This is a genomic window from Rickettsia akari str. Hartford, assembly GCF_000018205.1.
Classification (GTDB): Bacteria; Pseudomonadota; Alphaproteobacteria; order Rickettsiales; family Rickettsiaceae; genus Rickettsia; species Rickettsia akari.
Genome location: NC_009881.1, coordinates 410,019 through 423,068 on the forward strand (window position 1 = coordinate 410,019; position 13,050 = coordinate 423,068).

A 13,050-nucleotide genomic window follows, 5' to 3' on the forward strand; every position below is an offset into this window, starting at 1 on the left:
AATTATATACTATGTCAGATTTGTTTTCTAATGTAAATAATAGTTTTGTTCAATATATGAAATATCCTGTTGTACTTAGTATCGTTATATGTTTTTGTTTAGTTGCTTGTGTTGAACAGCCGCCTGCTCCAATTGAGTATAAAGTAGGAGATGTAACTGCAAATAATAATTCTACCGCATTAGAACACGATGAGGGGTTGATAGTTCAAAGAACTATGGAAGACGATACCGTATCAGAAAAAGTTAGCGGTATACTCGAAGAACCAAAGGCGAAAATTATAGAATGTTATAATGATGATATTGAGATTCCTATATCTCGGAATGAATATGAAGAAGAGATAGAGCAGTCAAACTTTGTAAAACCGTTAAACGGTGTAATGCTTACCGAGTTTAAAGACGGTAAAAGTAAAGGGATAGATATTGCAGTTAAAGAATATAGCGACGTTAAATCGATAGCCGCAGGAACGGTAATATATTCAGGTTTTAATAAACAATTTGGTAATTTAGTAATAGTTAAGTTAGATAAAGACGATTTAGAAGTAGCATATGCGAGTTTAGATGATTTGTTACTTAAAAAAGGTGATAAAATTACTAAAAATAGTGTTATCGGACATGTAAAACATAAGTTATATTTTGCAATGCGTAGAAATAGAATAGCGGTTGATCCGAGTAAATATATAGAATTTTAAATGGAAGATATTATTATTCTTACTAAATACTGTGAACCTCAAAATGTTATAGTAAGAAGGAGTGGTAAGGCTAAAAATATAGCCATACGAATTACGCCTAAAGGTGCAGAGCTTGTATTGCCTCTTAAGTCAAAGTTAGAGAAAGGTTATAATTTTCTGTTAAGTAAAGAATATTCGGTTAGGCAAAAATTACGTCGTAATGTAACTGTGATACCAAAGTATGCAGATAAGATTTCTATTTTGGGTAAATCTTATGAAATAATACATATTGATTCGTCTAAAAATCAGATAAAACTAAATGATTCTACGTTAAAAGTATATTGTAGTACGGTACTAAAAAACTTAGTATAGCAGTATTTCTTAAAAAGACATTATTAGCAGAAATAAAAATAATAGTAGAGAATATATCTAAAAAACGTAATTTAACTTATTTCAATATTAGAATAATGGAACATGTTACTCGCTGGGGAAGCTGTTGTAGCAAAGGGAATCTTGCTTTTAATTGGCGAGTAGTTCTTGCTCCCTTTGTAGTACTGAAATATTTAGTAGCTCATGAAATGGCACATTTAAAAGAAATGAATCATAGTGAAAATTTTGGGGAGCTAGTTGAGGATATATATCCTGAATACCAACCGGCAAAATTATGGCTAAAAAGAAACGGTAAAAATTTATATAGTTATTTATCTTAGAGTTTATCAATTAAAATAAAAAGGTAAAATATATGCATCATTTAGTTACAAATGAAAAATCTAAATATATAAATAAGCTAATTGATGAAGTTACGCTATATCATCAACCAACTTTAATAAAAAGAAATAATGCTGTATTAATTTCTGAAGAAGATTGAGAAGATATACAAGCAATTTTACTAGTATCGTCAAATAAAAAATCAAGTTAGTCTTTACTTAAAGGCAAAAATACCCCTTACTCTGAGTGTAGTACAAAATTAGATTAGTTATAGTTTATACATTATATTGTACGCATGATGTGAAAAAGGATTTTAAGAAAATTATAAAATCAAATCATAAAGAGCTTTGCTTACAGTTTTTAGATTTAATAGCTCAAAATCCTTTTCAAACTCCACCTCCATATAAAAAGCTTTTAGGAGTACATTTAGGGATATATTCACGAAGAATTACAACATAGATTATTTTAGGAAGTTGATGAAAAAAAATAAAAGAATAAAAGTATTAAAAATGTGAAATCATTATTATGATAATTAAAGAATACAGAGGATAGAATGCACAACACCACGAAAAGAGTAACAGTTCCGGCACTTGAAGAAATCTTATACGAGCCTATAAAAGTGTTAGATCATGGCTTTATTAGAGTGATCGACTATATGGGGGATGATAGTGCTATAGTACAAGCGGCTCGTGTTTCTTACGGTAAGGGTACGAAGCAGTTGAACCAAGATAAAGGGCTGATAAACTATTTGCTTCGTCATTATCATACCACTCCTTTTGAGATGTGTGATATCAAGTTCCATATTAAACTACCAATATTTATTGCAAGACAATGGGTTAGGCATAGAACAGCTAGTGTTAACGAATATTCGGCAAGGTACTCTATTTTAGGCAACGAATTTTATTTACCAGAACCGGCAAATATTGCTTCCCAATCTGTCGTAAATAAACAATGTAGAGAATGTGATAGCTTACCGAAAGAAGTGGCCGAAAAGGTCCTTGCAATCTTAGAGGAAGATGCTAGACAGTGCTACGTGCATTATAAGGAGCTGATGAATGCTGATGAAGATGGTAATATGATAGATGAGAATACCACCGGAATAGCAAGAGAGCTTGCTCGTATGAATTTAACTTTAAATTATTATACGGAATGGTATTGGAAAATTAATTTACATAATTTGCTTCATTTCTTAAGATTGCGTGCTGACACTCACGCACAATATGAAATTAGAGTTTATGCCGAAAAAATGCTTGAGATAGTCAAAGCTTGGGTTCCTTTTACTTACGAAGCTTTTGAAGAATATCGTTTGCGAGGAGCAAATATTTCACGTAAAGGTTTATGCGTAATTAAAAGAATGATAAACGGTGAACAAGTGACTCATAAGAGTAGTGGTATGACTAAAAGAGAGTGGGAAGAATTAATGAAGATATTTTGTTAGTTCTATGTCACTCCCGCGTAGGCGGGAATCCACTGCTTTCCTTTGTGTCATCCAATGATTTATTCACGGGGTGACAACAAAAAATTTGGATTTCTGCTCCCGCAGGAATGATATATAATAACCATAACGGAATTTGATAAAAAGGAGTATTTTGAGTGAGAAATATTATATATTTTATACTATTACTATTATTTAGCTTTAAAGGTTATGCACTTGAAACAATAAATATTGAGCATGGGCAAGCTGCTCCTACGCCTATAGCAGTTAATAAATTTAATATCGATAGTTCTGCTGATTACGTACTGGGTAATGATGTGGTTAAAGTTATCTCTAATGATTTAAAGCTTTCGGGGGTATTCTGTCCTATTTCTTCTGCATCTTTTATAGAAGAGAGGACAGGAATAGAATATAAACCGCTTTTTGCTGCATGGCGTCAAATTAATGCTAGCCTTTTAGTAAATGGTGAAATTAAAAAACTAGAAAGCGGTAAGCTTAAAATTAGCTTTATATTATGGGATACATTGCTTGAAAAACAGCTTGCCGGCGAAATTCTTGAAGTACCAGAAAATTTATGGCGAAGAGCAGCACATAAAATTGCTGATAAAATTTATGAAAAAATTACCGGTGATGCCGGTTATTTTGACACCAAAATAGTGTATGTATCAGAAAGCACTTCTTTACCAAAAATAAAAAGAATTGCTTTGATGGATTATGACGGTGCTAATAATAAATATCTGACCAATGGAAGGTCACTAGTATTAACCCCAAGATTTGCTCGTTCAGCGGATAAGATTTTTTATGTTTCATACGCAACTAAAAGAAGAGCTCTTGTTTATGAAAAGGATTTAAAAACAGGTAAAGAAAGCGTAGTAGGTGACTTTTCTGGTATATCTTTTGCTCCTAGATTCTCACCGGACGGTAGAAAAGCCGTAATGTCAATAGCTAAAAACGGCTCAACTCATATTTACGAAATTGACCTTGCTACTAAACGGCTGCATAAATTAACTGACGGATTCGGTATTAATACCTCTCCTAGCTATTCACCGGACGGTAAAAAAATTGTATATAACTCCGATAGAAACGGTGTGCCTCAATTATATATCATGAATTCGGACGGAAGTGACGTTCAGCGTATTAGTTTCGGTGGAGGTTCTTACACTGCTCCTAGCTGGTCGCCTAGAGGAGACTATATAGCATTTACTAAGATTATTAGAGGAGCTGAAGGAAAAACTTTTAATATTGGAATTATGAAAGCATACCCCCAAGATGATGAGAATCGTGAAAGGATAATAACAAGCGGATATTTAGTCGAAAGCCCTTGTTGGTCACCTAACGGACGAGTCATTATGTTTGCTAAAGGTTGGCCGTCTGGAGCTAAAGCTCCGGGGAAAAACAAAATTTTTGCAATTGATCTAACAGGTCATAATGAAAGAGAAATTATAACACCGGAGGATGCTTCTGATCCTGAATGGTCAGGAGTGCTGAATTGATGTTACTTCTGTGAAAGCATTGTTACGTGGATCATTTTATGTCATTCCCGCTTCCGCGGGGATGACATAAAGTAGGTTTTTCGATCTATGCAGCCCAATGGCATATCAAGACACTGGATTACAATCCAATAAGGCTTAAGCTACTTCTCTACTATGGTTTAAAATAAACTTCTTTATTTTTTCAAAAGCAGTATTTTCTATTTGTCTAATACGTTCCTTAGAAATATTATACTCATTGCTTAAAATATCTAAAGTTGTAGGAGTATCCGTTAATTTACGCTCTGTTAAAATACGAAGTTCCCTATCGTTTAAAATCTTCATAGCATTAGCTAATAACTTCCTTTTACTGGTAAAATTTTGCTTATTAATAGCCATAGCTTCTGGAGTAGGGCGTGTTTCTGGTAATAGTTCTATCAGTTCTCCTGATGCTGCATCATCACTATTTATAGAGTTATTTAATGATAAATCAGGACCTGAAATTCTAGTATTCATCTCGGACACTTCATTAACCGAAACGCCTAATTCATCTGCTATTTTTGCAAAATCATCGGTAGTAATAGCCCTTGAGTATAAATTAGTAATTTTATGCTTAACTTTATTAAGACTAAAAAATAATTTTTTTTGTGCAGCCGTTGTTCCCATCTTTACTAATGACCAAGATTTTAATATATATTCTTGTATGGCTGCTTTAATCCACCACATCGCATATGTTGACAGGCGGAAACCAAGTTCGGGATTGAATTTTTTTACTGCCTGCATTAAACCTATATTACCTTCCGAAACCAATTCGGTAATAGGAATGCCGTAAGTCCTATAGCCGCTTGCAATTTTTGCCACAAGCTTAAGATGACTCGTGACTAATTTATGTGCAGCTTGTAAATCATTCTCTTCTAAATAGGATTTCGCTAATAAAAACTCTTCTTCTTGCGTAAGTGAAGGAATGTTATTAATTTTCTGTAAGTAGTTATAAAACCCTGACTCGCTAGAGATTGCTAATGCATTAATATTATTCGTCATACCAACCTTACTATTTTTCTTTATACTAACACATATATGATCTAAAATAAACTTTGTCTAGAGTATTTTTAAATAAAATCACATAATGTCTAAAAAATCCAATAAAAATCTAGCTTTTTCCTTGCTTGGATTAATAATGAGTATGGTGTTACTAAGTTTTGCTTCCGTACCTATCTATAATTTATTCTGTAAAGTGACAGGATATGGCGGTACTACTGCAAAAGAAACGGTGAGTGTATATTCTAAGGTAAAAGGCACTAAACCTATAATTATCGAGTTTGATGCTAATGTTGATAAAGATTTACCTTGGCGGTTTATTCCAAGGCAGCAAAGAGTGCAAATTGTTCCAGGGCAGAATACTCTAGTGTTCTATGAAATGGAGAATCTAAGCAATAACGATATAATAGGCACTTCCGTATATAATGTGACTCCCAATAAAGCAGGAAAATATTTCATAAAAATTCATTGTTTTTGTTTTGAAGAACAATTATTAAAAGCCGGAGAAAAAGTCTTAATGCCGGTTACATTTTATATAGATAAGGCTTTTGAGCTTGATCCTGAAATGCAAGACATTAAAGTACTTACCTTATCTTATAGCTTCTTTAAAGTAAGAGAGCTATATACTCGCTGAATTTGCAAAATTGGCAACGTCGTCTTGTAAGTCCTACGGTCCTAACGTATTCAGTATACGCTGCGGTCCTCGGCTTACAGCCTCCTTGCTCTTTTCCAAATTGAGCTTCGCATTACCAACTCTTCATTTACTTAAAGTATAGCTGTTACCTAGTTCGCTTGACCACAGTATGACAACGGAGCCTTTTGCAAGAGCCATGCAGACAAAGCCCATCATTGATGTTCTATAACCCACTTACGTAGCCTCACAATCGGCGGAGTGTTTATAAGAGCAGTGGAAGGTAAAACTTTACCGTTAGTATTAAAATGAATTATAGGATCTATACCGTATATGCTATACCATGGCTTTAATGGTGAGCTATTTGAATATTTACGGTGAAACCAAGATAATAAAGGTGCTGTTTCCGCATATTCTATTACTTTAACCGATTGTGGATTTTTGTGATATATAAGGCTAAGTACCGATTGGTCGGAATGATGCCATTTATATTCATCATAATTAGGATGAATATTATAATCTTTGCCTGAAAGAATTCTAATATCTTCACAATTTTTTAGCCATTTTTCAATAAAAGAACGAGAAAGCTTGGTATTACGCACAACAATAACGGCACTCCAAATATGATCGTCATTTCTGCATTCTTCGGTTAGACAATCCATTAAGGCAAAGGTTTCACCTTTAATAAAACTACCGTTTTTACGATCGCGATCATGTACTAGTAATATATCATTATCGCCTAAAAGATTTGTTAAACTACTGATATGCTTTTTAATAACAAAAGCCGAATCTAAATATACTATAATAGCTCCTTCTGGTGCTTTTTGCATTGTTTTAAGTATAATATAAGGTTTCCATATCCATAAACCAGCTCCTGCAAGCTCATTAAAAATTTTTTGATTTTTCTCTATAAACACTTGAGGTATATGCTTTTTCTTATAGTTCAATATGAAATCTATACCTTTATTAATTGCATAATGAGTGGTTACATTTTGATTACGATAAATATACTCCGGACCATCGGCATAGGAAACTAAATAGATAGGTTCTTTTATAGAATTATGAATAGATAAATCTACTTTTTGTAATGATAAATCATTAATAAAACCTTGATGTGCATATTCTAAGATAATAAGTAGAAAATAAATTAGAGCTAATGTAATAATCGTTTTATATAGTATTTTAAATAACATATGATTTTTGAGTTCTTTAGTCTATGTCATTGTAAGGAGGTATTGCCTATATGAGCGAAAAAACTGTGCGATATCATTCCCGCGTAAGCTGGAATAATATCGGAGTGTTAATCAATCTTACCAAGCAATTCTTTTGAGACAACGCCGATTATATCAATAATAGCAAATAATAGCATTTTAATATATTAAAAGATAGTGTTGTAATTTAATTATAAATTTAGTACAATTTGGTGTTTGTTTAAGGTTGATATGATTAATTTAGGTGATAAGCATTCTACTATAGTTGTTGCCATGTCCGGCGGGGTTGATAGTTCGGCAGTTGCCGCAATGCTGCACGAGCAGGGACATAATGTTATAGGTATCACCTTGCAGCTATATGATCACGGTATGGCAGTAGGGAAAAAAAATGCCTGTTGTGCCGGTCAGGATATTTACGATGCTAAAATGGTAGCAAATAAGCTAGGTATTCCACATTACGTACTTGATTATGAGAGTAAATTTAAAGAGTCGGTAATAGATAATTTCGTCGATAGCTATTTACAGGGCGAAACACCGTTGCCATGTGTGCAATGTAATAACTCGGTAAAGTTCAGGGATCTAATTAAAACGGCTAGAGAGCTTGGAGCATCTCAGCTTGCTACCGGTCATTATGTACGCAAAGTAAGCGGCGATAACGGAGTGGAGTTGCATACGGGACTTGATCCGGCAAAAGATCAAAGTTATTTTTTATTTACGACAACTAAAGAGCAATTGGAATATTTAAGTTTCCCTCTAGGATGGTTTACTAAGGATGAAACACGAAAGCTTGCTAGTAAATTTGGGCTTGAGGTAGCATATAAGCCCGACAGCCAAGATATTTGTTTCGTACCTGACGGAAATTATAAGAGCGTAATAAATACAATACGTCCAAATGCCAGTGAAAGCGGTAAGATTATTCACATAAACGGGTTTGCGCTAGGAGAGCATAGCGGTATAATTAACTACACTATAGGGCAACGTCGTGGGCTTGGTATAGCTTATAACGAGCCCTTATATGTAGTAAAGATTGATCCTAAGGACAATATAGTGTATGTAGGACCTGAGGCTGCATTACATGTGCAGGAATTTATAATTAAAGATGTGAATTGGCTTGCAGATGAGATTAAAGATAACAAAAAGCTAGAAGTAGCCGTTAAAATCCGCTCAACAAGACCGCCTCGTTTAGCCGCAATAAGTAAACTAGGTGATGATAAAATGAAGATCAGATTTTTATCAGCAGAAAAAGCCGTCGCCCCTGGGCAGGCATGTGTTATTTATGCTGGTGAAAGAGTACTCGGCGGCGGGTGGATTACTAGAGATATAAGGTAGATTATACATTGTTGTATGGCGGATGTAATTCCAACTACGCTGGAATGATAGATCACTCACTAAAACGGGAGAAACTAATGAGTTTTTTAAGGAAGAAAAGTTTTGAATCAGTAAAAGAGATAGGTAGCTCAAGCGGTCTTAGTAAGACGCTTGGAGCATTAGATTTAATATTACTAGGTCTTGGTGCAATGATTGGTACTGGCGTATTTGTCGTTACCGGTATAATTGCAGCTAAATATTCAGGACCTGCGGTAATGTTATCTTATGCGATTGCAGGTATTACCTGTATCTTTGTAGCACTTGTTTATACTGAACTTGCTGCAATGCTTCCAACTTCAGGAAGTATCTATACTTATTCCTATGTAGCATTCGGCGAAGTATTTGCTTGGATGATTGGTAGTGTTATAATATTGGAGCTAGGTGTTGCTGCAGGAATAGTAGCTGCAGGCTGGTCTGGCTACGTACAAGGAATATTAGCAGCAGGCGGAATCAATTTACCGAAAGAATTAACGACCGTACCGACAAACGGCGGTATAATAAATTTACCGGCATTTTTAATCTCGGTATTTATTGGATTTATTTTATATTTAGGGACTAAAGATAGTAAGCGACTGAATGCAATTTTAGTTTTCATAAAAATGGTTGCAATATTTGTATTTATACTCGCTGCTGCTCCTCATTTCGATGTTACTAACTGGAGTAACTTTATGCCTTTCGGCTTTAGTAATGTTCTAGTGGGTGCATCTATTTTATTTTTAGCTTTTACGGGATTTGGAACGATTGCAACTGCAGCTGAGGAATGTAAAAATCCAAAACGTGATATAATGATCGGTATTATCGGCTCGCTTGTTCTAACTACTATAGTTTATGTAACAATGGCAGGGCTTGTTACCGGTATTGCACATTTTGATCAATTAAATAACGACCAACCGCTTGCTTATGCTTTAACTATCAATAATAGCAAGATTGGCTCTGCTATCGTGGCAACCGGTGCGGTTTGCGGTATGATGACGGTGTTGATGATGAATATTTACGGTACTTCTCGTATTTTTTATGCTATTGCACGTGACGGTTTACTACCGAAAAGTTTTGCAAAGCTGCACCCAAAATATGACAGTCCGTATATTACAATTATAATATTTGCTTCTTTATCCGCTATCCTTGGAGGATTTTGTTCTACGGAATTATTAACGCAATTCACTTCAATGGGAGCATTAATTGATTATATAACAGTTACAATAATAGTAGTATTATTTAGAGTAAAGCTACCTGACGCTCAAAGACCTTTTAAATGTCCTTTAGTATTTATTATTGTACCGTTTATTTTAATTGCTTGTGCATATTTACTATTTATTCAAATATATGACGGTGAATTTAATATATTAATGGCAGGTCGTGCATTAATATATTGGTTTATTACGATATTTATTTTATATATTATAAGATCGTTTTTTATGACGAAGGAATGAAGTTAGTATTTTTCAGTGTCATCACGCGACTTGATCGTGGGATCCAGTCTTTTTTAATTTTTTTTGGATACCGTGTTCAAGCCACGGTATGACACCGAGCGGTTTTTTCGCTACATGCGAGATGACATTAATAAAACCATAAAATTAGCCAAATGACTGAAAAGCTGCAGCCACTTCGAGGAATTAAAGATCTATTGCCGGATGATTATAAAGTCCACGACTATATAATTAGCAAAGCAAGAGATGTTGGAGTATTGTACGGCTATAAGCAAATGAGTACTCCAATACTCGAGTATACCAAGGTTTTTAACCGTTCGATGGGTGAAAGTTCTGACGTAATAAGTAAAGAAATATATAGTTTTCTAGATAAAAGCAATGAATCTGTAGCTCTTAGACCTGAATTTACAGCCGGTATTATAAGAAGCTTCATCTCAAATGGTTTGCAGCACAAGCTACCTCTTAAACTTTTCTCTACCGGTCCTGTTTTTCGTTATGATAGACCGCAAGCAGGGCGTCAACGTCAATTTCACCAACTGAATTATGAATATATTGGAGCTAAAGGAGCTATTACTGATGCTGAAACTTTGAAGTTAGCGATAGACATACTTAAAGCACTCGCAATAGAGCAGGATACTCTCTTGGAGCTTAACTCTCTTGGATGTAGTGAATCAAGAAGTGCTTATAAACAAAAGCTGGTAGAATATCTAAGTGATTTTAAAGATCAATTATCGGAAGAAAGCAAAATAAGGATGATTAAAAATCCAATGCGAATACTTGATTCTAAAAGTGAAATTGATCAAAAAATAGTTGCTTATGCTCCGATTTTATCTGAATATTACACTGATGAATCCAAAGAATATTTTGATGAGTTAATAAAGTATCTCGACATTTTAGGTGTGAAATATAGCATAAATCCACGTTTGGTTAGAGGGCTTGATTATTACTGCCATACTGCTTTTGAATTCACTACAAACAAGCTTGGGAGTCAATCTACTATTCTTGCCGGTGGTCGATATGACGGGCTTAGCCGAATCATGGGTAATAATGATGATGTTCCGGCTATCGGTTTTGCTGCCGGTATTGAGCGTATTGCTTTGATGCGAGAATATGATATATCTGAAGTAAAGCCTGTATTTGTATTACCTATAGGCGACAATAATATTACTTACGCTTTAGAAATTGTAGATAAATTGCGTGCACAAAATATTGCTACTATTGTAGAACCCTTAGGTAAAATAGCTAAAAGGATGCAACGTGTTCTTAATGAAAATGCTAAATTTATTATTTTTATAGGTGATGAAGAACAAGAAAATAATAGCATCAAACTTAAAGATTTAGAAAAACAAGAAGAATATATAGTAGATTTTGCAAAAGCTTTTGAGTTATTGAAGAAGTATTAAATATTTATAACTTTTCTAAAACCTTTTCAATTATTCCTGAATTTAACCACGACATCTAAAAATATGATTATTATAAACGATTTAGCCATGAGTTATGGTACAAGAAGACTATTTACTGATGTAAATTTGTATATTAAAAATAATAAACGATATGGTTTAGTAGGTGCTAACGGAGCAGGTAAAACAACTTTTTTCAAAGTTTTAACTAAGGAAGGAGAGCCAGCTTTCGGTGATATTAATATACCTAAAAACTCTAAAGTAGGTTGTTTAAAACAAGATCAATTTCTTTATGAAAATACTAAAATTATAGATACGGTAATAGCAGTAAATAATGAGTTATGGAAAGCTTTACAGGAAAAAGAAGCGATATTAAAGCGGCAAGAATGTAGTGATGAAGATTGGTATAAGCCTGGTGAACTTGAATAGGTAATATACGATAATGATGGTTATACTGCTGAAATTGTTGCGGCTAACTTGCTTGTAGGTCTTGGTATAGCCGCAAAATATCATTATGAACCGCTTTCTGCGTTGTCATAGTATTATTGATTGGCTTAAAAAGCAATCTGAAAAGGCCACGGAAAATACTATTAGAAATACGCTTGGACAAGTATTATTCCGTAGTGATGAAGTAAATAAAAATATTTTAAATCTAAGCGGCGTGGAGTGTACAAGGTTATTACTTGCTAAAATGATGCTAGAAAAAAGTAATATTTTGGTTCTTAAATGAACCGACAAATCACCTTGATATAGAGTCACGCGAAGCTCTTAAAAAATCTCTAATTGATTTCGATGGTACGGTAATCTTAGTAACACATGATCATGATTTTGCAAAATATATAGTAACAAGCATTATTGCTCTTTCCCATAGGAAAAATATTGTTGATTTTAAAGGTAAATATGATGACTATATTGCGAAATACGGTAATGATTATTTAAGTTTTGCTATTAAATGATTCTAAGTTTTAGGATTGTCATCGCTAGGAGGCATTGTTGCGTGAACGCTGATGTCATTCCCGCGTAGGCGGGAATGACATTGAAGTGCTAAACTACCTTACAAAACAATGCCTATTCAAATCCTAATCCAGCGCAATATTTATTAAAATATCTGGTATCATGACTGATAACTTTAACTTTATCATTAGAATAAAGTGATTCAGATTCACTGTATATGGTTGTGCCGTCATCCATATAGCGAATAGAATAAGATGGGAGACCATATAATACATTCCCGTTCTTTTTCACTTAAGTAATGTAATATCACAATCAATGGCAGAAATAATGAAGGAATAAGCTGAACAAATCTCTCATAACAATGTGGATTCGTGAACAAATTACCATTAATAACAAAGTTTTTATAATAAGCTTTTAAATATTTATATGCACTAAAATGGTAAAAATTATTATTTAGAGTTATTCACTTAAGGAAAGCTTACCTTCTCTAAATCTTTGCTTATTACTTTTCAGCAATTGATGTTTTACCAATTTCGCATAAATTTTACAAAATTCATCGACCATATAGAATATTGTAGTATATTTACACATGTTATTAAACCTTTATTTTACTCCTTCAGTGTCCTATTATTTATATAAGGTTTAATAAGTCTTGCAACCTTCCTGCCTCTCTATTCCTTATCCATAATCGGGGTTATCAACACTCTTCCTAACAACAACGAAAATTTTGCACATAACCTA

Annotated in this window: 13 protein-coding genes and 1 pseudogene; 12 read left to right on the forward strand and 2 right to left on the reverse strand. The window is 33.8% G+C overall.

Annotated elements, in window-relative coordinates; translation table 11 throughout:
- The first annotated feature begins 20 nt into the window (after positions 1 to 20).
- The 6 genes and pseudogenes from A1C_RS02025 to tolB all read left to right on the forward strand — a co-directional run bounded on the left by A1C_RS02025 (position 21) and on the right by tolB (position 4,304).
- Positions 21 to 689, forward strand: coding sequence for a murein hydrolase activator EnvC family protein (locus tag A1C_RS02025; RefSeq protein WP_041816821.1), 669 nt, complete (start codon positions 21 to 23; stop codon positions 687 to 689).
- A pseudogene (locus A1C_RS02030) lies at positions 690 to 1,378 on the forward strand (M48 family metallopeptidase).
- A gap of 32 nt (positions 1,379 to 1,410) precedes the next feature.
- Positions 1,411 to 1,536, forward strand: a complete 126-nt coding sequence (locus A1C_RS09070; protein WP_012149385.1) for an antitoxin of toxin-antitoxin stability system — start codon at positions 1,411 to 1,413, stop codon at positions 1,534 to 1,536.
- A 140-nt stretch (positions 1,537 to 1,676) separates the two neighbouring features.
- Positions 1,677 to 1,835, forward strand: coding sequence for a type II toxin-antitoxin system RelE/ParE family toxin (locus A1C_RS07630; protein WP_012149386.1), 159 nt, complete (start codon positions 1,677 to 1,679; stop codon positions 1,833 to 1,835).
- A gap of 94 nt (positions 1,836 to 1,929) precedes the next feature.
- Entirely contained in the window at positions 1,930 to 2,814 is an 885-nt protein-coding gene (thyX, locus tag A1C_RS02045) for an FAD-dependent thymidylate synthase (RefSeq protein WP_012149387.1), read from the forward strand.
- Between the two features lie 155 nt (positions 2,815 to 2,969).
- Complete coding sequence (tolB, locus tag A1C_RS02050) at positions 2,970 to 4,304, forward strand: Tol-Pal system beta propeller repeat protein TolB (protein ID WP_012149388.1); 1,335 nt, start codon at positions 2,970 to 2,972, stop codon at positions 4,302 to 4,304.
- A 135-nt stretch (positions 4,305 to 4,439) separates the two neighbouring features.
- Here the strand turns inward: tolB and rpoH are convergent, their stop codons facing one another.
- Positions 4,440 to 5,321: an RNA polymerase sigma factor RpoH gene (gene rpoH / locus A1C_RS02055; protein ID WP_012149389.1), complete on the reverse strand. Its 882-nt coding sequence runs from the start codon at positions 5,319 to 5,321 to the stop codon at positions 4,440 to 4,442.
- A gap of 85 nt (positions 5,322 to 5,406) precedes the next feature.
- Here rpoH and A1C_RS02060 point away from each other — a divergent pair, with 85 nt between their 5' ends.
- Positions 5,407 to 5,952, forward strand: coding sequence for a cytochrome c oxidase assembly protein (locus A1C_RS02060; protein WP_012149390.1), 546 nt, complete (start codon positions 5,407 to 5,409; stop codon positions 5,950 to 5,952).
- 212 nt (positions 5,953 to 6,164) lie between these two features.
- On the opposite strand, the gene A1C_RS02065 is transcribed toward A1C_RS02060, so the two are convergent.
- Positions 6,165 to 7,142 carry a hypothetical protein gene (locus A1C_RS02065; protein WP_012149391.1) on the reverse strand — a complete coding sequence of 326 codons (978 nt, stop codon included), beginning with the start codon at positions 7,140 to 7,142 and terminating at the stop codon, positions 6,165 to 6,167.
- Positions 7,143 to 7,391: 249 nt separating this feature from the next.
- On the opposite strand from A1C_RS02065, the gene mnmA reads away from it, so the two are divergent.
- The 5 genes from mnmA to A1C_RS02090 all read left to right on the forward strand — a co-directional run bounded on the left by mnmA (position 7,392) and on the right by A1C_RS02090 (position 12,085).
- Positions 7,392 to 8,489: a tRNA 2-thiouridine(34) synthase MnmA gene (mnmA, locus tag A1C_RS02070; RefSeq protein WP_012149392.1), complete on the forward strand. Its 1,098-nt coding sequence runs from the start codon at positions 7,392 to 7,394 to the stop codon at positions 8,487 to 8,489.
- A gap of 77 nt (positions 8,490 to 8,566) precedes the next feature.
- Positions 8,567 to 9,958, forward strand: a complete 1,392-nt coding sequence (locus A1C_RS02075) for an amino acid permease (protein ID WP_012149393.1) — start codon at positions 8,567 to 8,569, stop codon at positions 9,956 to 9,958.
- Positions 9,959 to 10,110: 152 nt separating this feature from the next.
- Positions 10,111 to 11,358 (forward strand): histidine--tRNA ligase, encoded by a 1,248-nt coding sequence (hisS, locus tag A1C_RS02080; protein ID WP_012149394.1) that lies wholly within the window; start codon positions 10,111 to 10,113, stop codon positions 11,356 to 11,358.
- A gap of 63 nt (positions 11,359 to 11,421) precedes the next feature.
- Positions 11,422 to 11,784, forward strand: coding sequence for an ATP-binding cassette domain-containing protein (locus tag A1C_RS02085; protein WP_012149395.1), 363 nt, complete (start codon positions 11,422 to 11,424; stop codon positions 11,782 to 11,784).
- Between the two features lie 85 nt (positions 11,785 to 11,869).
- A complete protein-coding gene (locus A1C_RS02090) occupies positions 11,870 to 12,085 on the forward strand; it encodes an ATP-binding cassette domain-containing protein (protein ID WP_012149396.1) in 216 nt (71 codons plus the stop codon).
- The last annotated feature ends 965 nt before the right edge of the window (positions 12,086 to 13,050 follow it).

Excerpts from the sequence above, each read along its gene's own strand:
- mnmA (WP_012149392.1), top strand. The coding sequence starts at position 7,392 with ATGATTAATTTAGGTGATAAGCATTCTACTATAGTTGTTGCCATGTCC.
- A1C_RS02075 (WP_012149393.1), top strand. The coding sequence starts at position 8,567 with ATGAGTTTTTTAAGGAAGAAAAGTTTTGAATCAGTAAAAGAGATAGGT.
- A1C_RS02065 (WP_012149391.1), bottom strand. The coding sequence starts at position 7,142 with ATGTTATTTAAAATACTATATAAAACGATTATTACATTAGCTCTAATT.
- rpoH (WP_012149389.1), bottom strand. The coding sequence starts at position 5,321 with ATGACGAATAATATTAATGCATTAGCAATCTCTAGCGAGTCAGGGTTT.
- A1C_RS09070 (WP_012149385.1), top strand. The coding sequence starts at position 1,411 with ATGCATCATTTAGTTACAAATGAAAAATCTAAATATATAAATAAGCTA.
- A1C_RS02090 (WP_012149396.1), top strand. The coding sequence starts at position 11,870 with ATGAACCGCTTTCTGCGTTGTCATAGTATTATTGATTGGCTTAAAAAG.
- A1C_RS02085 (WP_012149395.1), top strand. The coding sequence starts at position 11,422 with ATGATTATTATAAACGATTTAGCCATGAGTTATGGTACAAGAAGACTA.
- thyX (WP_012149387.1), top strand. The coding sequence starts at position 1,930 with ATGCACAACACCACGAAAAGAGTAACAGTTCCGGCACTTGAAGAAATC.
- A1C_RS02060 (WP_012149390.1), top strand. The coding sequence starts at position 5,407 with ATGTCTAAAAAATCCAATAAAAATCTAGCTTTTTCCTTGCTTGGATTA.
- hisS (WP_012149394.1), top strand. The coding sequence starts at position 10,111 with ATGACTGAAAAGCTGCAGCCACTTCGAGGAATTAAAGATCTATTGCCG.